Annotated in this window: 26 protein-coding genes and 2 pseudogenes; 9 read left to right on the top strand and 19 right to left on the bottom strand. The window is 60.5% G+C overall.

Annotation, left to right across the window (positions count from 1 at the left end):
• Positions 1-74: 74 nt before the first annotated feature.
• The 9 genes and pseudogenes from ACZ6ZO_RS09190 to ACZ6ZO_RS09150 all read right to left on the bottom strand — a co-directional run.
• Positions 75-212: pseudogene (locus ACZ6ZO_RS09190) on the bottom strand (zinc finger domain-containing protein); the annotation flags it as partial.
• Between the two features lie 61 nt (positions 213-273).
• On the bottom strand, positions 274-525 hold the full coding sequence (locus ACZ6ZO_RS09185) for a Txe/YoeB family addiction module toxin (protein ID WP_417924937.1): 252 nt from the start codon (positions 523-525) through the stop codon (positions 274-276).
• Positions 526-539: 14 nt separating this feature from the next.
• On the bottom strand, positions 540-782 hold the full coding sequence (locus ACZ6ZO_RS09180) for a type II toxin-antitoxin system Phd/YefM family antitoxin (RefSeq protein ID WP_208767269.1): 243 nt from the start codon (positions 780-782) through the stop codon (positions 540-542).
• A 60-nt stretch (positions 783-842) separates the two neighbouring features.
• The gene (locus tag ACZ6ZO_RS09175; RefSeq protein WP_465292061.1) at positions 843-1,097 is read right to left on the bottom strand and encodes a hypothetical protein; all 255 of its coding nucleotides are present in this window, start codon (positions 1,095-1,097) and stop codon (positions 843-845) included.
• A 163-nt stretch (positions 1,098-1,260) separates the two neighbouring features.
• Positions 1,261-1,398: pseudogene (locus ACZ6ZO_RS09170) on the bottom strand (zinc finger domain-containing protein); the annotation flags it as partial.
• 792 nt (positions 1,399-2,190) lie between these two features.
• Complete coding sequence (gene mutM, locus ACZ6ZO_RS09165) at positions 2,191-3,024, bottom strand: bifunctional DNA-formamidopyrimidine glycosylase/DNA-(apurinic or apyrimidinic site) lyase (protein ID WP_465292059.1); 834 nt, start codon at positions 3,022-3,024, stop codon at positions 2,191-2,193.
• Positions 3,024-3,755 (bottom strand): ribonuclease III, encoded by a 732-nt coding sequence (gene rnc / locus ACZ6ZO_RS09160; protein ID WP_208767267.1) that lies wholly within the window; start codon positions 3,753-3,755, stop codon positions 3,024-3,026. The genes mutM and rnc overlap by 1 nt, the downstream gene beginning before the upstream one ends.
• Positions 3,752-4,222 (bottom strand): YceD family protein, encoded by a 471-nt coding sequence (locus ACZ6ZO_RS09155; protein WP_465292085.1) that lies wholly within the window; start codon positions 4,220-4,222, stop codon positions 3,752-3,754. Before ACZ6ZO_RS09155 ends, rnc begins: the two co-directional genes overlap by 4 nt.
• A gap of 53 nt (positions 4,223-4,275) precedes the next feature.
• A complete protein-coding gene (locus ACZ6ZO_RS09150; protein WP_465292057.1) occupies positions 4,276-4,992 on the bottom strand; it encodes a DivIVA domain-containing protein in 717 nt (238 codons plus the stop codon).
• A 201-nt stretch (positions 4,993-5,193) separates the two neighbouring features.
• Here ACZ6ZO_RS09150 and ACZ6ZO_RS09145 point away from each other — a divergent pair, with 201 nt between their 5' ends.
• Genes ACZ6ZO_RS09145 through rbsD form a run of 6 tightly spaced genes read left to right on the top strand, consistent with a single transcriptional unit; the run spans position 5,194 to position 10,942 of the window.
• Positions 5,194-6,210, top strand: coding sequence for a LacI family DNA-binding transcriptional regulator (locus ACZ6ZO_RS09145; protein ID WP_465292055.1), 1,017 nt, complete (start codon positions 5,194-5,196; stop codon positions 6,208-6,210).
• A 9-nt stretch (positions 6,211-6,219) separates the two neighbouring features.
• A complete protein-coding gene (locus ACZ6ZO_RS09140) occupies positions 6,220-7,755 on the top strand; it encodes a sugar ABC transporter ATP-binding protein (RefSeq protein WP_465292053.1) in 1,536 nt (511 codons plus the stop codon).
• Complete coding sequence (locus ACZ6ZO_RS09135) at positions 7,752-8,717, top strand: ABC transporter permease (RefSeq protein ID WP_465292051.1); 966 nt, start codon at positions 7,752-7,754, stop codon at positions 8,715-8,717. The genes ACZ6ZO_RS09140 and ACZ6ZO_RS09135 overlap by 4 nt, the downstream gene beginning before the upstream one ends.
• 27 nt (positions 8,718-8,744) lie before the next feature.
• Complete coding sequence (locus ACZ6ZO_RS09130) at positions 8,745-9,668, top strand: D-ribose ABC transporter substrate-binding protein (protein ID WP_465292049.1); 924 nt, start codon at positions 8,745-8,747, stop codon at positions 9,666-9,668.
• Complete coding sequence (locus tag ACZ6ZO_RS09125; RefSeq protein ID WP_465292047.1) at positions 9,668-10,552, top strand: ribokinase; 885 nt, start codon at positions 9,668-9,670, stop codon at positions 10,550-10,552. The genes ACZ6ZO_RS09130 and ACZ6ZO_RS09125 overlap by 1 nt, the downstream gene beginning before the upstream one ends.
• 15 nt (positions 10,553-10,567) lie before the next feature.
• Positions 10,568-10,942 (top strand): D-ribose pyranase, encoded by a 375-nt coding sequence (gene rbsD, locus ACZ6ZO_RS09120; protein ID WP_465292045.1) that lies wholly within the window; start codon positions 10,568-10,570, stop codon positions 10,940-10,942.
• A gap of 52 nt (positions 10,943-10,994) precedes the next feature.
• Here the strand turns inward: rbsD and gdhA are convergent, their stop codons facing one another.
• The gene (gdhA, locus tag ACZ6ZO_RS09115; protein ID WP_208767260.1) at positions 10,995-12,341 is read right to left on the bottom strand and encodes an NADP-specific glutamate dehydrogenase; all 1,347 of its coding nucleotides are present in this window, start codon (positions 12,339-12,341) and stop codon (positions 10,995-10,997) included.
• A gap of 358 nt (positions 12,342-12,699) precedes the next feature.
• Here gdhA and ACZ6ZO_RS09110 point away from each other — a divergent pair, with 358 nt between their 5' ends.
• Positions 12,700-13,779 (top strand): glycerate kinase, encoded by a 1,080-nt coding sequence (locus tag ACZ6ZO_RS09110; protein WP_465292042.1) that lies wholly within the window; start codon positions 12,700-12,702, stop codon positions 13,777-13,779.
• On the opposite strand, the gene ACZ6ZO_RS09105 is transcribed toward ACZ6ZO_RS09110, so the two are convergent.
• Positions 13,766-14,119: a hypothetical protein gene (locus ACZ6ZO_RS09105; protein ID WP_465292040.1), complete on the bottom strand. Its 354-nt coding sequence runs from the start codon at positions 14,117-14,119 to the stop codon at positions 13,766-13,768. The two genes, ACZ6ZO_RS09110 and ACZ6ZO_RS09105, sit on opposite strands and share 14 nt — an antisense overlap.
• 31 nt (positions 14,120-14,150) lie before the next feature.
• Between ACZ6ZO_RS09105 and ACZ6ZO_RS09100 the strand changes: the two genes are divergently transcribed.
• Positions 14,151-15,515: a DUF4921 family protein gene (locus ACZ6ZO_RS09100; RefSeq protein ID WP_465292038.1), complete on the top strand. Its 1,365-nt coding sequence runs from the start codon at positions 14,151-14,153 to the stop codon at positions 15,513-15,515.
• Positions 15,516-15,528: 13 nt separating this feature from the next.
• Positions 15,529-16,791 (top strand): amidohydrolase, encoded by a 1,263-nt coding sequence (locus ACZ6ZO_RS09095; RefSeq protein ID WP_465292083.1) that lies wholly within the window; start codon positions 15,529-15,531, stop codon positions 16,789-16,791.
• Here ACZ6ZO_RS09095 and ACZ6ZO_RS09090 read toward each other — a convergent pair.
• The 8 genes from ACZ6ZO_RS09090 to hisF form a co-directional block, all read right to left on the bottom strand.
• Positions 16,772-17,443 (bottom strand): GntR family transcriptional regulator, encoded by a 672-nt coding sequence (locus tag ACZ6ZO_RS09090; protein WP_465292036.1) that lies wholly within the window; start codon positions 17,441-17,443, stop codon positions 16,772-16,774. The two genes, ACZ6ZO_RS09095 and ACZ6ZO_RS09090, sit on opposite strands and share 20 nt — an antisense overlap.
• A 26-nt stretch (positions 17,444-17,469) precedes the next feature.
• The gene (gene glgP / locus ACZ6ZO_RS09085) at positions 17,470-20,073 is read right to left on the bottom strand and encodes an alpha-glucan family phosphorylase (protein ID WP_465292034.1); all 2,604 of its coding nucleotides are present in this window, start codon (positions 20,071-20,073) and stop codon (positions 17,470-17,472) included.
• 51 nt (positions 20,074-20,124) lie between these two features.
• Positions 20,125-21,552, bottom strand: coding sequence for a pyruvate kinase (gene pyk / locus ACZ6ZO_RS09080; RefSeq protein ID WP_465292032.1), 1,428 nt, complete (start codon positions 21,550-21,552; stop codon positions 20,125-20,127).
• A gap of 33 nt (positions 21,553-21,585) precedes the next feature.
• On the bottom strand, positions 21,586-22,446 hold the full coding sequence (gene lgt, locus ACZ6ZO_RS09075; protein ID WP_465292081.1) for a prolipoprotein diacylglyceryl transferase: 861 nt from the start codon (positions 22,444-22,446) through the stop codon (positions 21,586-21,588).
• A 55-nt stretch (positions 22,447-22,501) separates the two neighbouring features.
• Positions 22,502-23,311: an indole-3-glycerol phosphate synthase TrpC gene (gene trpC / locus ACZ6ZO_RS09070; RefSeq protein WP_465292030.1), complete on the bottom strand. Its 810-nt coding sequence runs from the start codon at positions 23,309-23,311 to the stop codon at positions 22,502-22,504.
• A gap of 81 nt (positions 23,312-23,392) precedes the next feature.
• A complete protein-coding gene (locus ACZ6ZO_RS09065) occupies positions 23,393-24,019 on the bottom strand; it encodes a TIGR02234 family membrane protein (protein ID WP_465292028.1) in 627 nt (208 codons plus the stop codon).
• Positions 24,007-24,369, bottom strand: coding sequence for a phosphoribosyl-AMP cyclohydrolase (gene hisI / locus ACZ6ZO_RS09060; protein ID WP_465292026.1), 363 nt, complete (start codon positions 24,367-24,369; stop codon positions 24,007-24,009). The genes ACZ6ZO_RS09065 and hisI overlap by 13 nt, the downstream gene beginning before the upstream one ends.
• Entirely contained in the window at positions 24,366-25,130 is a 765-nt protein-coding gene (hisF, locus tag ACZ6ZO_RS09055; RefSeq protein WP_465292024.1) for an imidazole glycerol phosphate synthase subunit HisF, read from the bottom strand. Before hisF ends, hisI begins: the two co-directional genes overlap by 4 nt.
• Positions 25,131-25,139 lie beyond the last annotated feature (9 nt).

Genomic DNA, 25,139 nt, shown 5'->3' with positions numbered 1-25,139 from the left:
AACTCGAGCCCCGAAATTCTTCCCGCCTGTTACCTTATGCGACTCGGCAGGTAACACATGTCTCGTTGCACCGCTCAGCGTAACCGCTGGCACATCGGGCAAAAGTGTGATCCTCGGTTCGCGAACTGCTCCCGCACCATCAACGTCCCACAGCGCGGGCACGGCCTCCCCTGCTGCCCGTAAGCATTGAGCGAGCGGGAGAAATAGCCCGACTACTTGACTTTCTGACATTCACCTGCACCGAAGAGTGCCAGACCGTACCGGACTCCTCGATCACTCGTAGTGGGTGTACATCCTCAGGACGTGAACGACGCGCTCATCAGGAAAGACCTCATAGACCAGACGGTGCTGGATGTTAATGCGCCGCGAATAGCAACCGGACAGATCACCGACGAGCTTCTCGAACCTGGGCGGAGCAGCAAAGGGATCCTCAGCAATCAGTTCCAGCAGCGCCGACGCCTTGGGCTTCAGCCCTGCTGCTGCCAATTTCCTGGCATCCTTCTGGGTTTGGCGCGAGTAGACCACCCGCCACGGACCAGCTACCACGGCAACTCGTTCGACGCAGCCTCGAAGCCCTCCGCACGAGCCTCACGAATGGAGGCGGTCATCCCGGGGATCGACTCGAGGAACAGCGTCTCCTGGATCGCACGCCAGTCATCCTCCCCCACCAGCACGGCATTGCCCCGTTGGCCGGTGATGGTTAGCGGCTCGGACTCGTCGTTGACCTGATCGATCAGACGGTACAGGTTCGCACGCGCGGTGGTTGCGGGAATCGAAGTCATACATCAAGCGTACGCGATGACGTACGCCGCCTCAATACATGCGCACAGTCAGTCTCCGGATCAGTCGGAAGGCCACCGATGTGGCAGCAACTCGCGCAACCGCACGACCTCCGTCTCGTTGACAAACACCTCAGCGTCCAGGTTCTTCGGTGAGAGTTGCGAGATGAACTCACGGCAGCGTCCACACGGCGCAAGGACTGGCCCTCGTCGGCTCACTGCCACCATGCGCACCACGACATTGTGCCCAGCCTGAGCATCGCGTCGGCAGCGGCATGCTCGGCGCAGAACCCCACTGAGGACGACATGTCCACGCACACACCCAAGAAGACATCACCGGACTCTGTCTCTAACGCAGCGCCGACCGTTCCGCATGACGCCGACGGAGACAGCTCCCGAGGATTGACTACAGAACGCTCCCGAGCAAGGAGATCACCGAAAGACACCATGCCCGAATCCTCCCATAACGGACTTCAAGCGATCAACGGAGTTTCTGGCACCTCGGGCAGAACGTCGAGCTCCGGTTGGTGAACTGGATCCGTCGCATCGGCGCACCACATCGCTTGCAGGGTAGACCTTCACGGCCGTAGGCATCGAGCGAGCGATCGAAGTAGCCTGACTACTCGACATTCCGACATTGGCGTGCGCCAATGCCGGACATTGCCGAACGCTGGGCCGCGGATCGCGCAGGAAAGTGTCAGATCCGTCTCCTAGGCTGTCATGCTTGGGGGAAACCGGACACAAGACGAAACCCCGGCGATATGGCGAACCAGTGATCGTTCCGGGGTCTTCAGGATCCAAAATACGCGATGAGGAATCTGCCATGCCCTTGTGATCCAGTCGGACTGAACGGAGTGGATGAATCCGTTGCTTACTGATAATGCCATTCTGCGACCAAATCAAGGAAGTTCGCTGGGGCGGCGCCGACCACTAGCTGAGCCACTCCAACGCTGCCCGCTTCGTTCACCTAGCCATGGCGGTATGGCGTGGTCTTCCCCACGCAGGTCAAGCCAAGCGATTCCAGAATCGGGCGACTATCTTCAGTCGCGTCAACCTGAAGTAGCTCGATCCCGCGCCTCAATGCCTCGTTCGCACGGGCCCGGATCAAGCCGAACTTGAGTGTCGAATGCGGTGAGAAGCTGTGCAATATGCACGATAAGTTCCTTAGTCAGTCATAAAAAACAGAATTAATGACTTGGGTAAGCGATCCAAAGCCCGTCTAAGGACAAAACAGCAGCTAGATCGAAAAGGGCACGGCAGCACCCAAGAGCAGCCGCACCGTGTAGGCGGCATGCATGGCGTTCACCCCTAGGAAATAAGAAACTACGCAGTTCGCAGTCAGTTCACCCTTCCATCGGCAGTTCAGTAGAGCTTACAAACAGCAAAAATCCGATTGACTAGCTATAACCCCTCAGCGCAATCGCTGGCACTTCGGGCAAAAGTGCGATCCTCGGTTCGCGAACTGCTCCCGCACCATCAGCGTCCCGCAGCGCGGGCACGGCTTCCCCTGCTGCCCGTACGCATTGAGCGAGCGGGAGAAATAGCCCGACTGCCCGTTGACATTGATATACAAGGAATCAAAGGAGGTGCCGCCCTGCGCCAGGGCCCGCTGCATCACATCGATACCGGCGACGAGCAATCGCGTGACCTCTTCATCGGACAACGAGGACGCTAATACTTCACCGTGTATCTGGGCTTGCCACAGCATTTCATCGGCGTAGATATTGCCGATGCCTGAAACGACCGTCTGATCCAGCAACACCCGCTTGATCCCCGACCGCTTAGCACGAATCCGCGCGACAGTCTTGGACATGGAAAATGCCGGTTCCAGCAGGTCAGGTGCCACATGGGTCACCAATTCCGGCACCCCATCCACTAACTCGCCGATGTGCCAGTATCCGAAGGTGCGCTGGTCAACGAACCACAGCTCATTACCGGAATCCAATATTGCTCGTGCCCGCAAGTGCGGATGCGGGTTGGCGCCAGCAGATTTGATGAGTATCTGCCCGCTCATCCCTAGGTGAACAAGCAAGGCGCCGGAGTCAAGCACCAGCCAGAGGTATTTGCCACGCCTATCGACGCCCGTGACCCGCGCACCACTGAGCCGGGCTGAGAGTTCGACGCCACCGCCGATCTGGCGGCGCGCCGTCCGGGGATGCAGCACTTCGACCGTCGTCAAGCGTGTGCCAACGACGTGGTCCAACAGACCCCGCCGCACCACCTCTACTTCTGGCAGCTCCGGCATTAGCGGATCGCGAGGAACGCCTGGTGAGCAGCTTGTTGTTCGGCGAGCTTTTTGTTCGTGCCCGTGCCGGTACCCTTGCGCTCGCCGTTGATGAGCACGTGGGAAGTGAAGATCTGCTCGTGTTCCGGGCCGGTCGCTTCGGACTCGTACACTGGCGCCGGCAGGCGTTTCTCGGCGACCTTTTCCTGCAGCGTGGTCTTCCAGTCCTGGTGCAGGCCGACGGCGGACGCGGTATCGATCTTGTGCTTGAACAGGCGTAGCACCACGTCACGGGCAGGTTCGAAGCCATGTTGGATGTACAGCGCGCCGAGCAGGGCTTCGGTCGTGTCCGCCAGGATTGAATCCTTTTCGCGGCCGTCGGTGGAATCCTCCCCCTTGCCCAGCAGGATGTGCTGGCCGAGGCCGATTTCTCGGGCGATGTCCGCGAGGCCGTACCGGCTCACGATCGAGGCGCGCATCTTAGAGATGTCCGATTCCGGCCGATCCGGGTACTGGTGGTACAGCTGCGTCGCCACGGACAAGCCGAGGACGGCGTCGCCGAGGAATTCGAGACGCTCATTGTTCGGCAGCATGCCATTTTCGTTCGCGAACGAACGGTGGGTGAGGGCTAGGCGCAGGTGTTCGTCGGCAAGCTCAATGCCCAATTTCTCCAGCAGTGGCGCGTGGTCCACGGCGTTGAACGCGGCGTCGAGGGCTTCTTGCCCGGTTAGACGCCCCTTTTTGCGGCTCACTTAAACTTCTCCAGTCCAGCCCAGCGAGGGTCTGGGCGGTCGTCTTCTTCACCCGAAATTCCATCCGGGGCGGGGACATCCTCGGCCCCGCACTGGAGGTCAAAATACTCGCACACCGGGTTGAATGGCAACTCTAGGCCGGCGGCGTCGATGATGCTTTGCAGCAGGTCAATCTGGTCGCCTTCCACCATTGGCACATCGTCTTCGTCAGACTCATCACTTTGGATGAAGTCGGCGGACACCGCGAACACTTCGTTGATGTGGAATTCCTGCGTGGGCGCGAGGGGATTCAGGCAGCGGACGCACTGTCCGGTCAGCGGAGCCTTGACGACGGCATCCACCATGATCCCCTCCCCCAGCGGTGTGAGGGTGGCGTCGACCACCACGTCTTCCCCTTCGGCAATCGCGATCATTTCGGCGCCGATGCGCTGCGGGGATGGCCCGGTTTGGGTGCGGTGTTCCGGCATCGTGGCTCCGCGGACGAGCGTCGCCACGTTGAATTGAAACGGTGAGGTGGCCACTAGTGCTCCTCTCGGCGCGGTGCGGATCCGGTAGCTCCCGCACCGCGACGAATTGCGGTGCGGTCACGGGAGACGGCGCGCAGCGTGGCGCTAAGGGACTCTTCAAATTCTGCGAGTTTGCCGTCGACGTACATATCGCATTCCTGGCGGAGGCGGTTGGAGTCCGCATGCGCCGCATCGACGACGCGGTGGGCCTCCTCGTTCGCACGGCGCACGACCTCGGCCTCGGAGACCAGGCGGTGCTGCTCGGCGAGCCCTTCTTCGACCGCGCGATCGTAAGATTCCCGCGCCTGCTTGTCCAGGCGCTCAGCTTCCGCGGTGGCGCGATCGACCAGGGCGGTGGCGTCGCGACGGGCATCTTCCACGATCCGATCCGCGTCATCCTGAGCCTTGGACACCATCGCGTGAGCGCGGTTTTCGGCGTCGCCGAGCATGGTGTCGGAGTCGTGGCGGGCACGAGAGATGAGGTCAGTGGCCTCAGCGTCTGCGTCGCCCACAATTTCAGCGGCACGTTCTTCGGCACCGCGAATAATCTCGTCTTTTTGGTCAAGCACATCCTGCGCGTCATCAATTTCGACAGGGAGTGCGTTGCGGAGGTCGTCGAGAAGCGCCAGCATGTCATTGCGTGGCACCATGCAATTCGCCGTCATGGGCACGCCGTAGGCCTGCTCGACGGTCTGAACCATTTCATCCAAAGCTTCGAATACGCGGTACATGGTTCCCCAGCTTACTTGGGGTTTTGGCTAGCGGGTGGTTCTGCCGTGCGTGTTCGGGTGGAAAATGTGACCCACGCCAGGTCTTGACACACAATCACAGCAAAAAGTGACCCAGAACACTTGACATAACCACCCATCTGCTTTTAGATTGACCTTATTCCGTTACGCAAACGTTTGCATAGCCGCCGTCAAGGACCCGCCATGAACACCCCCGCGAACCTGAAAGATGTCGCCGAAGCTGCCGGCGTGTCCATCTCCACGGCCTCCCGCGCTTTGGCAGGAAAAACATCCATCTCTGAGAAAACCCGGTCGCGCGTGCAACAGGTGGCCCGAGAGCTCAACTACCAGCCCAACGTGCAAGCCCGGGGCCTACGCAGCGCCCGCACCAACATCATCGGGCTTACCATCCCGTCGCTCACCAACCCCTACTTCGCCACCATGGCCGCGACCATCCAGGAACGCGCCGCCGCCAACGGCCACACCACCCTCATCACCACCAGCAACGAGGACCCGGAACAGCTCAAGCAAGCGATTTATTCCATGTCACAAATGCGGGTGGACGGCATGATCGTCGTCCCAAGCGAAAATTCCAAGTCGCTGCTCATGAACATCCACCGCGCAGGCACCCCGGTCGTACTCATCGACCGCGAACTGCCCGGCACTCCACTTCCCAGCTACGCGTCGCAGGCCCTGCCCGGTATCACGGCGGCCGTCGCTGAACTGACAGCGCGGGGCCACACCAGGATCGGTTATCTTTCCGGGCCAGTGGAAACCTCCACGGGCGCGCAGCGCCTAGCCGCTTTCGAGCAGATCTGCGCACACACCGGGACCAGTAACGACTTCATTTTCCGTGGCGGCTACGACGTCAAAAAGGGCTGGGACGGCGCGCAAGCTCTCCTCCACCGTGGTATCACCGCGCTGATCGCCGGAGATTCCATGATGACCTTCGGAGCGCTGGACTACTGCTACCAACACGGCATCAACATTGGCACTGACCTAGCCTTCGTCGGATTCGACGATCTGGTCTATATGTCCTTGCAACCAGCGCCAATTTCGGTGATCGACCAAAACGTTGTCGCCATGTCAGAGCATGCCTACGACGGGCTCGTGCGCCTTATCGGAGGCGCCGATCCGCCTGACCAGGCTGTTGTTTTGGACACGACTTACATTTCCCGGGCGTCGACACGCTGCACGCCACCCACAACCACCAGGAGGTGAATTCTCCACATGCCACAACCAGCACCCATCATGCGACTTGAAAACATCTCAAAGTCCTTCGGGCCGGTGACCGTGATCAATGGCGTCAGCCTGGATGTGCGCCCTGGTCAAGTACAGGCTCTCCTCGGGGAGAACGGCGCTGGCAAGTCCACACTGATCAAGATGATGGCTAGCGTGTACCAGCCAGATTCCGGACGCATCATTGTGGATGACAAGGAAGTGCATCTGCCCACCACTAAGTCCGCGGAGGACCTCGGCATCGCCACGATTCACCAGGAGCTCAACCTGGTGCCCACGATGTCGGTGGCCGAAAACATCCTGCTCGGGCGCACGCCCTCACGCTTCGGATTGGTGAATTTCAAGCACCTCCGGGCTGAGGCAAAAGCAGCGCTGCGAATGATTGGCCTGGACGTTGACCTTGATACCCCGGTGGGTGACCTGGGCATCGCCCGCCAGCAGCTGGTGGAGATTGCCAAAGCGCTGTCCATGAACGCCCGCATCCTTATCCTCGATGAGCCCACCGCAGCTCTCACTGGCAAAGAGGTCGACCAGCTTTTCAGCGTGGTGGATCAGCTGCGGGACAAAGGCGTGGCGATGGTGTTCATCTCCCACCACCTGGATGAGCTCGCCCGCATCGCTGACACGATTTCCGTGCTGCGTGACGGCAACTTCGTCGCAGAGGTCCCCGCCGACACCCCGGAAAACGAGCTGGTCCGCCTCATGGTTGGCCGCGACATCGACGACCAGTACCCGCACGAACCTCAGGAGCCCGGCGCGCCACTGCTGCACGTCAGTGGTCTGTCGTCTGAAGGCAAGTTCAGCGATGTCAGCTTCACTGTTCACGCCGGTGAGGTGGTGGGGCTTGCCGGTTTGGTGGGCGCAGGACGCACCGAGGTGGTGCGAGCTATCGCAGGCGCGGACAAGGTGGACTCGGGCAGTGTGCTTATCGACGGCCATCCCCTCAAACTCGGTGACGTGGCGACGGCGATCAATGCTGGTATCGGTCACGTGCCAGAAGACCGCAAGGGCCAGGGCCTGGTCCTGGATGCCACCGTTGGGGAGAACTTGGGGCTCGCCACGCTGCGCTCCACTAGTCGCCTAGGGATTGCTGATCGGTCCGGGCAAACGAAGCGCGCCTCGACGGTGGCTGAGAAGTTACGTATCCGCATGGCCTCTATTCACCAGCCCATTCGGGATCTATCTGGCGGCAATCAGCAGAAAGCGGTGTTTGGCCGCTGGGTTCTGGCAGGTTCGAAAGTGTTGCTGCTTGATGAGCCGACCCGTGGCGTAGATGTGGGCGCGAAAGTGGAGATTTACAACATCATCAACAAGGTAACTGCTGCTGGTGGTGCCGTGTTGATGGTCTCTTCTGATCTGCCTGAGGTGCTCGGTATGTCCGATCGCATCCTCGTCATGTCCGGTGGGAAGATCGCCGGAGAATTACCGCCCACCGCGTCCCAAGATGACGTGATGACGTTGGCGGTTGCCAACCTCACCAGTGCTGTTCGCCCCGACGCTGATCCACAACAGGAGCTTTCCTCATGACCACCGCAACTACTCGTACACCAGCATCACGCCGGGCCATCAACTGGATGATGGACAACGGTGCTCTTGTTGGCCTCATCGCGCTGTGCATTGCCCTGTTCATTGCTACGCCACACTTCCTTACCGTAAATAACTTCGTCAACATCGGCATCCAAGCTGCGACGGTGGCGATCCTCGCCTTCGGCATGACGTTCGTCATCATTACCGCTGGCATCGACCTCTCGGTGGGGTCCGTGGCGGCCCTGGGCGCCACGGTGTCCGCCTCCTTCTTCACCGAGGTGGGGCTGCCTGGTTGGCTCACGCTGGTGATCGGACTGTTGATCGGTGTCCTCGCCGGTTCGATCTGTGGCTGCGCCACGGCCTTTGGCAAGATCCCGTCATTCATCGCCACCTTGGCAATGATGTCGATCGCGCGTGGCGCAACCTTGGTGATCTCCCAGGGCTCCCCTATGGCCACCGCTGATGAGGTGAACTTCCTGGGTTCCACCGTCGCTGGCGTACCTGTTCCGATCGTGATGATGGTCATCGCTGGCCTGGTGTGCTGGTTCATCCTGGAACGCACGGTGCTGGGTCGGTCCATGTACGCGATTGGCGGCAACTTGGAAGCAGCTCGGCTCTCCGGCCTGCCGGTGAAGAAGATCCAAATCACCGTGTTTGCCTTGTCCGGTTTGTTCGCCAGCTTGGCTGGTTTGGTGATGGCTGGCCGCCTGTCGTCGGCGCAGCCCCAGGCCGGCGCTGGCTATGAGCTGGATGCTATCGCAGCCGTCGTCATTGGTGGCGCGTCATTGGCCGGTGGCTCCGGCAAAGCTACGGGAACTCTCGTCGGCGCCATGCTCCTTGCGGTGATCCGCAATGGTCTGAACCTCCTCAATGTCTCCTCCTTCTGGCAGCAGATCGTCATCGGCCTGGTGATCGCTCTCGCGGTCGGGTTCGACGTCATCCGAAACAAAACTGCCAACTAACCTCCTAAAAGATAAGGACTCCCTCTCATGTCTCTCGCACGAAAAACCCTCGCCATCGCTTCCGTCCTGGCTTTGAGCTTGTCTGTCACTGCCTGCAACCGCGGTGAGGGTGGCGCTGAATCCGTCACCTTGGCGTTGTCCACCCAGTCCAACCCGTTCTTCGTGGAACTGCGTGATGGTGCGCAGCACAAAGCCGATGAACTGGGCGTCAAGCTCAGCATCCAGGACGCCTCCGATGACGCCTCCACCCAGGCCGATCAGCTGAAGAACGCTGAAACCTCCGGCGCTGGCGTGGTGATCGTGAATCCGACTGACTCCGATGCCGTAGGCCCTGCTGTCAAGTCCCTCAACAACGCGAAGATCCCGGTGATCGCTGTGGACCGCTCCTCTAATGAAGGCGAGATTGCGTCCTACATTGCCTCCGACAACATCGCCGGTGGCAAGCAGGCCGCCGAGGCACTGGCTAAGTCGATCGGTGAGGAAGGCGAGGTGCTTGTGCTGCAAGGTATCGCGGGTTCCTCCGCTTCCCGCGACCGCGGCAAGGGCTTTGAGCAGGGCATCGCCGCGTTCCCGAACATCAAGGTGGTGGCTAAGCAAACGGCCAACTTCGACCGCACCGAAGGTCTGAACGTGACCACGAACCTGCTCCAGGCTCATCCAAACGTGAAGGCAATCTTCGCAGAGAACGATGAGATGGCGCTCGGCGCAATCGAAGCCCTCGGCGCAAAAGCCGGGAAGGATGTGAAGGTCTTCGGCTTCGACGGCACGGCTGACGGCGTCGCCGCCGTGAAGAAGGGCACGCTCACCGGCACCATCGCTCAGCAGCCAGCGGAACTGGGTGCGAAGGCCGTGGAGCAGGCGAAAGCACTGCTGGACGGCAAGACCGCCGAGAAGGAAATCCCCGTTGAGGTTGTCACCGTCGACGCCACGAACGTTGCTGAGTTCAAGTAATGAATATCCTCTGCGTGGTTGGTTCTATTAACGCCGACCTGTTTGTTCACGTGGATCGCCACCCCACCCCTGGGGAGACCCTGTTGGGCAGTGGTGGCGAGGTCCTTCCCGGTGGCAAGGGTGCAAACCAAGCAGTCGCCGCTGCGTTACAGGGCGCCAACGTCGCCTTCGTGGGCGCGGTCGGTGATGATGCCTACGCCTCCCCTGCTCTGTCGCTGCTTCGCCAGGCCGGTGTTGACGATACCCACATCTCCACGGTGCCCGATGTGAGCACCGGGCTCGCGGTGATCACGGTGTCCGCGGATGGCGAGAACACCATCGTGGTGGTGCCCGGTGCGAACGCCACGGTCACAAAGTCTTACGTGTCCTCGATTGACCTTCCCGGCGACATGCTGCTGTTGCAAGGCGAAATCCCCGCGGATGGCTTTGCCGCTGCGGTGCAGGGGTTCGACGGTCGCGTGGTGGTGAACCTGGCCCCCGTGGTGGACGTTCCTCACGAGCAGCTGCTGCGCGCCGATCCGCTGGTGGTCAACGAGCACGAGGCGGGGCTGGTTCTCGAGCAGTTCGGGGTATCGGCGGGGACGGCGTCGGAAAGCGTGCAGGCCCTGCTTGACGTGGGGTTTACCTCGGTTGTTCTCACGTTAGGGGCGAAGGGTGCGCTCGTTGGCACGGTAAATGGCCTGCGCGAGATTCCTACTCCGATTATTGAGGCAGTCGACACCACTGGCGCAGGCGATGCGTTCACGGGTGCGCTGGCCGCGCGGTTGTTGGCTGGCGATGACCTCGAGGAGGCGGCGACGCACGCGGCACGCGTCGGGGCGTATGCTGCTTGCCGACGTGGCGCTCAGCCCTCATATCCTTCCGTGCACGATGAACTACCCTGAGGAAGGTGATAAGTCATGCGTAAAGCAGGAATTCTCAATGCCGAACTAGCCGCTGCGATCAACCGACTTGGGCACACAGACACCTTTGCTATCGCGGATTGTGGCCTGCCCATCCCTGATGAGGTTGAGGTCATCGACCTCGCGTTGGTTTTCGGTGTCCCCTCGTTCGACTCTGTGGTTCGAGCGGTGCTGGAGGAGGTGGTGATCCAGGAAGCCACCATCGCGGACACAACCCCAGACTCGGTCCGCGAGTTCATCACAGGTCCAGCTATCCAGGAAGTGTCACATGAGGAGCTCAAAGCGCGGATCGCAGACGTAAAGTTTGTCATTCGCACCGGAGAAACCACTCCGTTTGCCAATGTCATCTTCACTTCAGGCGTAGCTTTCTAACACTAAACCCGCTCTCCTGTTATAAGGAAAGCGGGTTTATTCGTACTAGTGGTTAGATAACACCCTGTGCGAGCATGGCGTCAGCGACCTTCTTGAAACCAGCGATGTTAGCGCCGATAACGTAGTCACCCTCGTGGCCGTACTCGGCAGCGGTCTTCGCACAGTTCTTGAAGATGCCAGACATGATCTCATGCAGACGCTGATCGGTGTACTCAAAGCTCCAGGAGTCACGGGATGCGTTCTGCTGCATTTCCAGTGCGGAGGTAGCCACGCCACCGGCGTTAGCAGCCTTACCTGGGCCAAAGTGGATACCGCGCTTGCGGTATACCTCGATGGCCGCTGCAGTGGAAGGCATGTTCGCGCCTTCGGCCACGAACTCACAACCGTTATCGGCCAGCATGGTTGCGTCCTTGCCACCGAGCTCGTTCTGAGTAGCACATGGCAGGGCAACGTCACATGGCAGGGACCAGATGGAGCCCTCGGTGTGCAGCTTAGCGTCAGGGACCTCGTTGACGTAGGCGGAGACGCGCTCGCGTCGAACTTCCTTGATCTCCTTGAGCTTGGCAACATCGACGCCGTTCGGGGTCTCTACCCAGCCGGAGGAGTCGGAGAAGGCGATGACAGTAGCGCCGAGCTCCTGCGCCTTTTGGATGGCGTAGATAGCCACGTTGCCGGAACCGGAGACGATGACCTTGGAGCCTTCGAGGGAGGCGCCGTGTGCTGCCATCATTTCCTTGGTGAAGTACACCAGGCCGTAGCCGGTGGCTTCGGTACGGACCAGGGATCCACCCCAGGTCAGGCCCTTGCCGGTAAGGACGCCGGACTCGTGTTGGTTAGCAAGACGACGGTACTGGCCGAAGAGGTAGCCGATTTCACGGCCGCCGACGCCAATGTCGCCGGCTGGGACGTCGCGGTACTCGCCCACGTGGCGGTACAGCTCCGTCATGAAGGACTGGCAAAAACGCATGATCTCGGCGTCGGACTTGCCCTTAGGATCGAAGTCGGAACCGCCCTTACCGCCACCGATAGGAAGGCCGGTCAGGGAGTTCTTGAAGATCTGCTCAAAGCCGAGGAACTTCACGATGCCAAGGTTCACGGATGGGTGGAACCGCAAGCCACCCTTGTAGGGGCCAATTGCAGAGTTGAACTGAACTCGGAAGCCACGGTTGACCTGAACTTCACCCTTGTCATCAACCCATGGGACACGGAACATCAGCTGGCGCTCTGGCTCGCAGAGACGCTGAATGAGACCGTAGTCCGCGTAGTGAGGATCCTTTTCCAGCACAATCTTGAGGGAGTCGAGTACTTCGGCTACAGCCTGGTGAAACTCAGGCTCGCCCGCGTTGCGCAGCAAAAGCTTGTTGTAGTAGTCGGAGACCTGTGCCTCGATAGACGACATGCTGCATTCCTTTCAAAAGTTACATCTTAAGTACCTGTCCGCATTAACCCAATGCGTCTGCGACAGGTATGAAAACGATGTAGTTCGGATAAAACGACCACCTGCAAGTGAATTACTTCCCTATACAATGTGACGGTGGAAACTTTATCAGAATATGCTTAATCCATTCACCCCTCGAGGAGTCCCATCCACCAAAAACCATACATTTGAGACGGGAGTCACATTTTCAACTACCTGGCTTTTCTTAAAAAACGGCGCTGACCATCTCAAATAGTGAGTGGTTTTGCTCAACAAAACAGGACGGCCGGTGAATAAAACTAAGCCTGCAAATATACAATAAAGTGAGAAATATACAGCCATGAAGATTCTAATTGCCCCGGACTCCTTTAAGGGAACCGCCACCGCGCACCAGGTAGCCGAGCAACTCGCCACCGCCATTGCCCAAGAATTCCCGGACGCCAACATCACCACTGTTCCCCTTGCGGATGGTGGCGAAGGCACGGCTGCCTGCTTCGCCGGAACCCCCATCACGCTACCCACCACCGACGCCGCGGGACGCCTCACCGAAGCCACCTACGTCTACAACGAGGACTACCCCGAGGCCTTCATCGACATCGCCGCTGCCTCCGGGCTTCCCGCCGTCGCAGACCACCCCGTCCCCACCACCGGAGATACCTATGGCACCGGTGTGCTCATCGCCGACGCGGTATCCCGAGGCGCACGCCGCATCACGTTAGGACTCGGCGGCAGCGCAACCGTTGATGGCGGAACAGGCATCCTCGTGGCCCTTGGCGCCAGCCCCATGAATAAATACGGCCACCCCCTCCGCCAAGGCGGCGCCGCCCTCCTGGACTTCGACCACTTCGATACCGCCCAGCTCAACATTCCAGCAGCCTCAGTGGAATGGGTCCTGCTCGCGGACGTGGACTCCCCTGCTACCGGCCCCGATGGCGCAGCAGCGGTGTTCGGTCCGCAAAAGGGCGCCAGTGCAACGGACGTCGAGAAGCTCGATGCTGCATTGGCTACCCTGTGCGACCGCTGCGGCATCGACCCAGCACGCCCCGGGTTCGGCGCGGCCGGCGGCACCCCCATCGCCCTCACGTGGCTATCGACCATGCTGCACGGAACCGAAGCCGCCATCACGTTGCTGCCCGGCGCGCAGGTCGTCGCGGCGTCGATGGGGCTGGATGAGCAGCTTGCCGACGCCGACCTCGTCATCACCGGCGAAGGCTCTTTCGATTCTCAGTCGCTCTCCGGGAAAGTGACGGGTATGGTGCTCGATCGCGCTGCCGCGGCCGACACCCCGGCGATCGTTGTGGCAGGCAAGGTCAGTGGCGCCCCTGAGGGAGTACACACCATCGAGCTGATTGATGCGGGCATCACCACGCAGCTTGCCGACGCCGGCCGCCGCATCGCGGAGTACCTTAAGGCTGAATAACCACCGTCCACGGGTAGTCAGCAGCTACCTCGAATGCCTCCTCGTTTTCCAACGCCACGGGCTCCTGCGGTAGGTCCGCATGCGGGGTAAGCAGCCGAGCGAACGTCATCGCCGTCTGGTTAAGGTTGCTCGCTGCGTGAATGACGAACCGCTGCATGTGAAACTCCGAGGAGTCCCCGTCCACCTGCTCGCGGAGTTGACGTTCCACCTCGGGGTCAACCTGCACGACCCCTTCCGACGTGACGCTCACGTTCATGGCTGCGGCCAGCTGCTCAAACCGGGCCTGCAACCGCGGGACGTGGGAAGTGGGCACCAGGGCATCGAAAATTATTTCAGGCATAAACACAGCGTAGCTAATACGCTGGATAGGTATGAGCACACCGTTACATCACCGCCCAACTCCCCTGATCACTATGGCCGATGGGACCTTGAAGCAGGTCAATCCCCTTACCGGTACGGAAGTGTGGACCGTGCCGGGGCGCGGGAACCGGCCACTTTCCACTCCGGTGGCGGATCCCCGCGAGCTCGCGCCAGAAGATCACACCCGTGCGTGCGCGTTCTGCAGCGACAACCTGCTCAGCACCCCACCGGAAAAATCACGGATGGTGAGAGATGTCGACGTGTGGTTCAGTCGCCCCGGCGTTTTGCCGGCGCAGCTCCACCAGACCACCGCGGAGTTCCGTCGCGTCCCCAACCTGTTTGAGATCGTCTCCTACGACTACTGGCGGGAAAACTACGGTTTTGAGATGGACGCCGACGTCGCCGCCCACATGCAGGAATATCTCGCAGATGAGCAAGGCCGGGAGCACGTCCTCTCGATCGTCCGCACGAGGCTGAAGGCAGCCGGCACTCCCGCTGAAGTGCTGGACACGATGACGCAGGAAGAGCTCCTCGGGAAGGCGGGCGGATACTTCGGCGGTGGCCATGACTTGATTATTGGACGGCGCCACTTCGTTGACGGGGCCACGCATGACAACCAGTTGGCGTCGTCAGGCACGCTCAGCGTGGACGAACACCGGGCGCTGATTCGCTTTACCACCGAAGCTATCGCAGACCTCTACGCCCGCAACCGCTACGTGCCTTATGTGGCGGTGTTTCAAAACTGGCTGAAGCCGGCCGGCGCTTCCTTCGATCACCTGCATAAACAGCTGGTGGCGATCGATGAGCGGGGCGTCCACGCGGAAGAAGAAATCAGCCGACTGCGCGCCAACCCGAATATGTACAACGAGTGGGCTGTGGACTACGCCAACTACCACAACCTCATCATCGCCGAAAACGATCACGCAGTCGCGTTCGCTGGTTTCGGGCACCGCTACCCCACCGTGGAGATCTACTCCAAGTCCGCAATCCCGGAACCCTGGTTGCAGTCGGCGGATGAACAGGATGCGATGAGCGACCTCATGCACGCGATTCATGCTGCCACCGGCCCGGAAGTGCCGTGCAATGAGGAGTGGCATCACAAGCCTATTGACCTGGATATCCCCATGCCGTGGCGCGTAATGATCAAATGGCGCGTGTCCAACTTGGCCGGTTTCGAAGGCGGAACCAAGATTTATCTCAACACGCTGTCCCCGCAGAATATTAGGGATCGGATGGTGCAGGGACTCTACCGACTGCGGGACGAAGGACGCATCGCGCCCACCATCCGCATCGCCACCGAGGCCAACGTCGCACGAAATAGCTTGCGGTATAACCCCGTCCTCAATGTGACGCCCGCTACAGTAGTAACAAACTAACCGGAAAGGACGGATAACCCACGTGACAGACATCTCCACACTGCTCGCCACTGCCACCACCGACCTCGAATGGCAAGGCGAGTTCTACCGCGATCTCCATTCCCACCCGGAACTGTCCATGCAGGAGCAGCGCACCGCGGCGCAGATCAAAACCAAGCTCGCGGACTTCAACTGCGACGTTGTGGACAGCATCGGGGGCTATGGCATTATCGCAATCTTCCGCAACGGCGAGGGCCCTACGGCGGTGATGCGCGCCGACTTCGACGCCCTCCCCGTCGAGGAAGCCACCGGGGTTGAATTCGCTTCTGTCGCTGAAGGCATCACCCCGCAAGGTATCCGCACCAAGCTAATGCACGCCTGTGGCCACGACATGCACACCACTGCCCTGCTCGGCGCCTGCGCAATTCTCGACGACCACCGCGACCACTGGCGTGGCACCTTCGTAGCCTTGTTCCAACCTTCCGAAGAAAACGGAGCCGGGGCACTCGCGATGGTCAACGACGGACTTGCCCACCTCATGCCGCAACCAGACGTGGTGTTCGGCCAGCATATCGGCCCTGGCGCCGCCGGAACGGTGATGTCCATGTCCGGGCCGGCACTCGCCGCTGCCGACACTATTCGGATTCGGATTTTCGGGCGCTCCTCACACGGGTCCATGCCACACCTTTCCATTGACCCGACGTTCGTCGCGGCAATGGTCGTCGTCAGGCTGCAGGGCATCGTGGGTCGTGAGGTTCCTCCGTCCGAATTCGCGGTGGTGACCGTCGGAACGCTGTCCTCCGGAAACTCCAACAACACCATCCCCGCCACCGCAGACCTGGTGCTAAACTGCCGCACCTACAGCGACGAAGTCAAACACCACCTGTACCAGGCCATCGAGCGAGTGGTACGAGCTGAATGTGCTGCCTCCGGGTGCCTACAAGACCCAATCTTCGAATACACCGATCATGCCCCGCTAACGGATAACTCCCCCGAGGTGTTCGCCAAGGTCCGCCCCCAGTTCGACGCCGTATTCGGAGCAGACTCCCTCGACGGCTCCCCCTGGACCGCTTCCGAGGATTTCTCCCAGGTGCCACGCGCCTTCGGGGCGCCCTACCTGTACTGGATGGTCGGCGCTACCCCACGCCCACAGTGGGAGGCAGCTGTAGCGGCAAACCGGGTAGTAGAAGACATCCCAAGCAACCACATGAGCACCTTCCTGCCGGACTTCACGCCAACGGTGACCGCGGCAACCCGGGCGGCGTGCACCGCGGTGCTTAGTTACCTAGCACGCTAGGCAGGTCCACGTCCTGTAGCGCGTGGAAGACCTGGGACACATGCTGCTCGTTCAGCTCGACCAGGCCTTCCACGTCGCCAGCTTTCAGCGCTGCGACGAACTGAGCGTGGTGCTCGTTTTCTTTCTCTAGCAGGCGGGGATTGTGCGCGAGCGCCACCGCCACATAGGGGGACGACGCCACGATAAGTGTCTGAGTCAGCCGCGCTGTCCAGGATTCATCAATCCCCATGACCACTCGGTGAAACTCCAGGTCAAGGTCAGAGAACTGAACAGGATCGTTTAGCTCCTGCATTTTCGCGTACAGCTCCGCCGCGTGGGCAGCCCTCGAAGGCGAGCTCTCAGCCACGCGACGGAACTGCATCGGATCAAGGGCCTTACGCAGGGACACAATCTCCGCTGCCCGATCAATGCTAAACGGGTTGACCGTGGTGCCCTTATGGGCCTCCGAACGCGCCAACCCGTCCTGTTCCAACCGGCGGATAGCTTCCCGAATCGGGGTGATAGACACATCGAGGCGAGCTGCCCACTCCGACTGAACAATGTGGGCACCGCCGGGAAGCTGCCCCGTGGTGATTGCGCTACGCAGCTCGTTGTATGCGTATTGCGCCTGAGTGAGGGGCATAAGAGGCCTGCTGACCTGCAACGGGCTCATATGCCCCACCTACCTTGAATGTCGATTTAGTAGAACTTGATCAACCCAAGTTCTGCTGGGCTCGGAAGCAACTGGTGCTGTGGAACTACACGCACAGTGTAACCGAGATTACCCGGTTCGTGAATGGGCAGCTCTGCCCAGTAGCGGCCCTCGCCGTTATCGACCATCGGTGTGATCACAGGATCAACGATGTTGCCATCCCGATCCGTCCGGCCGGTCACCGCCTGGACCTCTACGTCACTGTCGGTGAGCATGCCCAGGTCCACATCCACGGAGATGTGGGCCGGTTCACCGGAGGTGACGGCACGCTCTGAGTTCGTGGCGTTCGCGATCTTGAGGTCCTCCAGGCGGATGTTTGGCCAGGCCTGGTACACACGCTCCTTCCAGTTCACGAACTGCTGGGCGGCGTCGTTATCGCGAAGCACCAGGCGAGCACCGTGGTTAGCGGGACGGTAGTACTGCTCCGTGTAATCACGGACCATGCGGGTGCAGCTCACCTTCGGCGACAGTTCCGTCATGGAGCGACGGATCATGCTCAGCCACTCGCGTGGCAGGCCGTCCTCGTCACGGTCGTAGAACATCGGCACGATCTCGTGTTCAAGCAGGTCGTACAGTGCTTCTGCTTCCAGCTGGTCGCGGAACATCTGGTCGTCGGTTTCAACGGTAGGGATGGTCCAACCGTAGCCTTCTTGAGGCATCTCGTCCCACCAGCCGTCAGAGATGGACAGGGTCAGGCAGCCGTTCATCACGGCCTTCATACCGGAAGTACCGGAGGCTTCCTGCGGACGCACTGGGTTGTTCAACCAGATGTCCGAGCCGGAGACCAGGTAGCCAGCGAGTCCGATGTCGTAGTCCGGTAGGAACAGGAAGCGATCGCGCAGGCCAGCTTCATCCGCGAAGCGCACGATTTCCTGCATGAACTTCTTGCCACCCATGTCGTGTGGGTGCGCCTTACCGGCGATGACGAACTGCACTGGGCGCTCTTCGTTGAGGAGGATGGAGCGCAGTCGCTCTGGGTTCTTCAGCATCAGAGTCAGACGCTTGTAGGTAGACACGCGGCGCGCGAAACCGACGGTGAGAACGTTCGGATCCAGCACGCGGTTGGTCCAGTTCAGCTGGGCTTCGTATTGGCCACGTTTCAGACCGGACTGCTTCATTGCCTTACGGGCAACACCCACGAGGTCTGCGCGCAGCTTGTTACGGGTCTGCCACAGTTCCTCGTCAGAGACGGCGTCGGCGTTGGTCCATTCATCAGCAACGGCCAGATCCTGCCCATCAGACAGACGCTCGATGATGGAACGCATCTCCGGCTTGGTCCAGGTTGGCAGGTGCACGCCGTTGGTCACAGAACCGATCGGGACTTCGGCAGGCTCGTAGCCTGGGTACAGGGAGGCGAACATGTGACGGGACACGTCGCCGTGCAGCTTCGCGACGCCGTTGGCATGCTGCGCAAGTCGCAAGCCCATGTGTGCCATGTTGAAGCGGTGTGGGTCTGCTTCTGCGCCTAGGTCCAGGCAGCGATCCAGTGGCACACCTGGCACCACGCGCTTGTCCTCTGGCAGGCCTTCGCCCAGGTAGCGGCGCACCAGGTTCATGTCGAAGCGATCAATGCCAGCTGGAACTGGGGTGTGGGTGGTGAAGATGCTTGCTGCGCGAACCTGAGCCAGTGCAGCGTCAAAGGACAGGCCCTCCTGCATGCGTTCGCGGATCCGCTCCAGGCCGAGGAAGCCAGCGTGGCCCTCGTTGAGGTGTGCCACGCGTGGGCGGGCGAGGCCACGGGAGTCACAGAATGCGTTGACGGCGCGGACACCACCGACGCCCAGGACCATTTCCTGGCGCACGCGGTGCTCGCTGTCACCGCCGTAGAGGCGGTCGGTAACGTCCTGCATCTCTGGCGGGTTGTCTGGGATGTTCGTGTCCAGCAGCAGCAGCGGGATACGGCCCACGGCTGCGACCCAGAGGGCGATCACGATGTCGCGGCCCTCAGGGAATGCCACTGTCACCTTGAGCTGGTTCCCCTTTTCATCGAGCACAGGCTCGACAGGTAGCAGGTGAGGGTCGTGGTATTCGTAGTGCTCTTCCTGCCATCCGTCGCCGGAGAGCGACTGGGTGAAGTAGCCGTAGGAGTACAGCAGGCCGACGCCGATCAGTGGCACGCCAAGGTCAGAGGCAGACTTCATGTGATCGCCGGACAACACACCCAAGCCACCGGAGTAGATCGGAAGCGAAGGGTGGATACCGAATTCCATGGAGAAGTAGGCAGCGATCGGATCGGCTGGTCCGAGGTCGCTCTCCCCTACTGTCGCCTGATCAGCAACCTGGTGCTGTGCGTGGGTGTTTTGGTACCAGAAGGAAGACTGCAAGTAGTTGTTGAGATCTTCTTCTTCTGACTGGATCTTCGCGACGTACTGCGGATCGGCAGCCAATTCACGCAGCCGATCAGCCGATGCTTCCATCAGCATGCGGCGTGGGTTTTCGTCGAAGTCGCTCCACTTTTCGGGATCGATCTCACGGAAGAGATCACGGGTTTCGCGGCGCCACGACCACCGCAGATTCATTGCGAGGCGCCACAGTGGTGCAAGAGCCGCTGGGACACTTTGGACAACGGATACAGAGTTGGAAGGTTTCACCCTTCCAACTCTGCCATAAAGCGCCCATTTCGCGACTTGAACGGGTGAATATTAATACTTGATCTCGGTTACATCTTCCCCCAGCATGTGAACATGGATCATGTTTGTGTTTCCTGGCTCTCCTGGAGGGGTACCCGCCACCACGACCATGACGTCGCCCTCGTTGTATTCCTCCATGTTGAGAAGGGCCTTGTCCACCTCGAACATCATCTGGTCCGTGCTAGATACCTTCGGGCAGAGGAAGGTCTGCGCACCCCAAGTCAGCGCCAGCTGGGACCGCACCTCAGGCCGTGGGGTGAACACCAGCAGTGGCAGCCGACTGTGCAGGCGGGCTAGTCGCTTAGCGGTGTCACCGGAGGTGGTGAAAGCCACCAGTGCCTTCGCGTTGAGGCGCTCGGCAATGTCACGCGCAGAGTAGGACAGCACGCCACGCTTGGTGCGTGGGATGTGCGTCAGAGGTGGCGTCATGCCGTTGGCTTCCGCAGCGGAGACGATACGGGACATGGTGCGCACCACGTGCTGCGGGTCGCGCCCCACCGATGTCTCACCGGAGAGCATGACGGCGTCTGCGCCGTCGAGCACGGCATTAGCGACGTCCGAAGCCTCCGCACGAGTAGGTCGGGAGTTCTCAATCATGGAGTCCAGCATCTGAGTAGCAACGATCACTGGCTTGGCGTTCTCGCGCGCGATCTGGATAGCACGCTTCTGCACTCCCGGAACGTCCTCGAGTGGCACTTCCACGCCGAGGTCACCACGAGCCACCATGATGGCATCGAATGCGAGCACGATGGATTCCAATGCTTCCACGGCCTCTGGCTTTTCCAGCTTGGCGATGACCGGAACGCGTCGGCCTTCCTCATCCATCACCTTGTGGACTAGCTCGATGTCCGCAGGGGAACGCACGAAGGATAGCGCGATGAAGTCCACGCCGAGGCGCAGGGCGAAGCGAAGGTCCTTAACATCCTTTTCTGACAGCGCAGGCACGGAAATGTTCATGCCCGGCAGGGACACGCCCTTGTTGTTAGACACCGGGCCGCCTTCGACCACTTCGCAGACCACGTCATTGCCTTCCACAGCAACGCACACGAGGCCGACCTTGCCGTCGTCTACCAGGAGGCGGTCGCCTGGCTTAGCATCTTTGGCCAGCTCTTTGTAGGTGGTGGAGACGCGATCGTGGGTGCCCTCGACATCATCGACGGTGATGCGAATGGTCTCTCCGGTCTCCCAGACGGTGGCGCCGGTGGTGAAGCGCCCGAGGCGAATCTTTGGGCCCTGTAGGTCAGCCAACACGCCGATGGCGTGGCCGGTTTCGTCCGTGGCCTCACGGACCCATCGATAGTTTTGTTCATGATCAGCATGATCGCCGTGCGAGAAATTCATTCGCGCAACGTCCATTCCAGCCTGCGCCAACCCGAGGATGCCTTCCTTGGAAGCGACTGCTGGACCGAGCGTACATACAATCTTTGTTCGTCTAGTCACGCACCCCACCCTAGTCCTTGTGAGGCCTAGCTGCTACAGAATCTGCGCTTCGCGTGACGGATTGTCCTTCGTGCGATTCTTACTGAGCCACATCACACATGCCACGGAGATGATGAACAGCACAGTGGAGGTGATGGTGTTAACTCGCAGGCCGTAGATCAACGTCGCGTGATCGGTGCGCATCAGTTCGATCCAGAACCTCCCCAACGTGTATCCGGCGACATAGAGCCAAAACACCCTACCGCGATCGAGGTTGAATTTTTTGTCAGCCCACAGCAGGAGCACGCACACCAGCACATTCCAGATCATTTCGTACAAAAACGTGGGATGCACAATGGCGATAACTTCACCCGTCGAATGCCCCGTCAGCGGTGCTAGCTCCCCATTTTCATTGACTCGGTAGAAGATCTTGAGCCCCCACGGCACCGTGGTTTCTGCGCCGTAGAGTTCCTGGTTGAAGTAGTTTCCAAGGCGCCCGATTGCTTGCGCCAAAATGATTCCGGGGGCTGCGGCGTCGGCAAGCGGGGCGATGGGCAGGCCCTTTACCTTCATCATCACCCAGACCATGAGCACACCAAGCGCTACCGCACCCCAAATCCCCAGGCCACCGTTGGTGATTTTCAGGGCGTCAATCGGGTTGCAGGACTCGCAGAAGTACTGGTCGTTGTCAGTAATGACGTGGTAGAGCCGTCCACCTACAATACCCGCGGGGACCGCTACCAACGCAGCATCCATCACCACATCAGCGTTACCGCCTCGCGCCACGTACCGACGCTTGGTGAGCCACACAGCAACGAGGATGCCCGCGACGATGCACAGCGCGTAGGCACGAATGGGGATTCCGGCGAGATACCACACGCCCTGAGGCGGTGATGGAATGTAAGCGAGGTTCATCACGCATACAAGTGTGCCCTACAACGAAAAACTTCGCTGCCACTACCCCACGTTGTTACCGGGCCGTCGGGGTTGCCGGGTGCTGCCCCACCGCCACCATGGTGCGCACCAACGTCATTGGTTCCGGCGCGGTGACGAGGGATTCACCGATGACGACGGCGTCCGCGCCCGCGCTGGCATAACGACGCAAATCCTTCGCATCGCGCACCCCAGACAGCGCAATCCGGATGGTGTCTCGAGGCAGTCCCGGCGCAATCTCCCCAAAGGCGCTCGGGTTCATCGTCATCGAATGCAGGTTTCGGGCGTTCACACCCACTACCTTGGCGCCGGCTTGGATCGCGCGGGATGCGTCCTCAGGGGTGTGGACTTCGGCGAGCGCCGTCATTCCCAGTGATTCGATTCGATCCAGCAGGGATTCCAACCGGGCCTGGTCGAGCGCGGACACGATGAGCGGCACCATGTCCGCCCCGTAGTAGCGGGCCTCATGGATCTGGTACGGGTCAACGATGAAGTCTTTGCTCATCACCGGTACCGACACGGCAGTTTTCACGGCGGCGAGGTCCTCCAAGGAACCCATGAAACGGCGTCGTTCCGTTTGGCAGCCAATCATGCGAGCGCCACCGGCTTCAAACTGCTGCGCGAGCTCCGCGGGGTGGTCGATGCGAGCGATCTGGCCTTGGCACGGGGACGCGCGCTTAATCTCAGCGATCACGCCACAGCCGGGCTGCTGCAACGCTTCGAGTGCGTTGCGTGGCGGGGTGACCTCTCGCGACATCGCTTTGATGTCTTGGAATGGCACCTTGGCTTCTCGGGAGGCCACATCCTCCACGACGCCTTGAATGATCTGCTCAAGAACGGACGTCACTGGTCGACCTCCGTCTGCAAAACCGCGACAACTTTGGTGCACGGTTCTTAAGGCTAGTCGCTCACACTAAGGAGAGAAAAATCACGTGTCTTTATCAGTGGGATCCACATCTGCATCGAGGGCATCCCACATCAGCCGTGGCGAGTCCGGATCGGCGGCTAGGTCGTCGGCAAGTTTCGCCTCTCGCGCCTGACGGGTTTCATAGGCGTTACGCCGCGCCTTATCGACGCCCGGGCACATCACAAGCAAAATTCCAGCGAGCAAACCCACTGCGCAGCCGGCGAGGGCGAGCAACGGTCCAGTGTTCATCACCTGGATGTTTTCCACCGTGGCCCATTGCGTGACCGTGACAGGATCTGATTGCCGTTGCGATGCAGCGCCACTGGTGAGCAGGTCTTTCACTCGCATGGGGTCTGCGCCGTAGAGGACAAGGTCGAGCGGTTTCCAGCTGGCAGCAGCCGCTGCTAGCGCGGCGATCCCGGCGACGATTCGGCGTGCGAGGCGCCGTAGTACCAAAATCGCGACGACAGCGGCGAGTAGCACCAGCGCGATAGCCGTCATTTCCGTAGACCACACCGCTCCCACTAAATCGTGCTGGGCGGCGCCGGATTTGTCGTCGAAAATGTCCACCCGCAGCCAGGTGAGGCGGGAACCGATCCAGATCACTACCGCCGAGAGTGCGAGCAGCGCTGTAGCTAATGCGCGCATGGCAGCTCCCTATCGTCGAAGCAGGTGCGAGTTCCAGTGTGGCAGGCCGCCCCTGTCTGGCGTACCACCATGAGCAGCGTGTCCCCATCGCAGTCGGCGGCGATGCTCACTACTTCCTGGACGTGGCCGGAAGTCATGCCCTTGATCCAGTACTCGTTCCGGGATCGGGAAAAGTAGGTGCCCTTCCGGGTAGCCAGCGAGTGCGCCAAGGCGTGATCATCCATCCACGCCATCATCAGCACTTCCTTGGTTCCCTCGGCCTGCACGATCACGGGGATTAGGCCGGCGTCGTTGAATTTAAGCTTCACTGCTAGCTTCGGATCCAGGTCGAACCTTGCGGGATCGCTCATCGTCGCACCTCAAGCCCTGCCTCAACGAGAGCATCCTTAACCTCAGACACCGCGACGGTCCCGAAGTGGAACACCGAGGCAGCTAGCACCGCATCGGCGCCTGCTTCCACTGCTGGTGGGAAGTGCTCTGCCCGGCCGGCGCCGCCGGAGGCGATCACCGGAATGTCCACGGCTTCCCGAACCTTCGTGATCAGTTCAATGTCAAAACCATCTTGGGTGCCGTCGCCGTCCATGGAGTTGAGCAGAATTTCCCCGGCTCCGAGTTCGGCTCCCCGGCGCGCCCATTCGATGGCATCGAGGCCAGCGGACTTAGTCCCGCCGTGAGTGGTGACCTCAAAACCGCTTGGCTGATCAGCTGCGCGTCGCGCATCGACGCTGAGCACGATGCACTGCGCGCCGAACCGCTGCGACAACTCAGAAATGAGATCCGGGCGGTTAATCGCGGAGGTGTTGATGCTGACCTTGTCCGCGCCAGCGCGCAGCAACTCGTCCACATCGTCTTCGCTGCGCACGCCACCACCGACGGTGAGCGGAATAAACACCTGGTCAGCGGTCCTGCGTACCACATCCAGCATGGTGCCACGGCCCTGCTTCGAGGCGCTCACGTCCAAGAAGGTCAGTTCGTCAATCCCCTCTTGGCCATAACGAGCTGCCAGTTCTACCGGATCACCGGCATCACGCAGGTTGTCGAAATTAACTCCCTTGACCACTCGGCCGGCATCCACATCCAAACAGGCGATAACGCGCACTGCCACGGACATCAGTCACTC

The sequence above is a fragment of the Corynebacterium sp. NPDC104732 genome (genome assembly GCF_055583565.1).
Note: the sequence above shows the minus strand (reverse complement) of the source record. Positions and strands in the feature narration are given on the sequence as shown.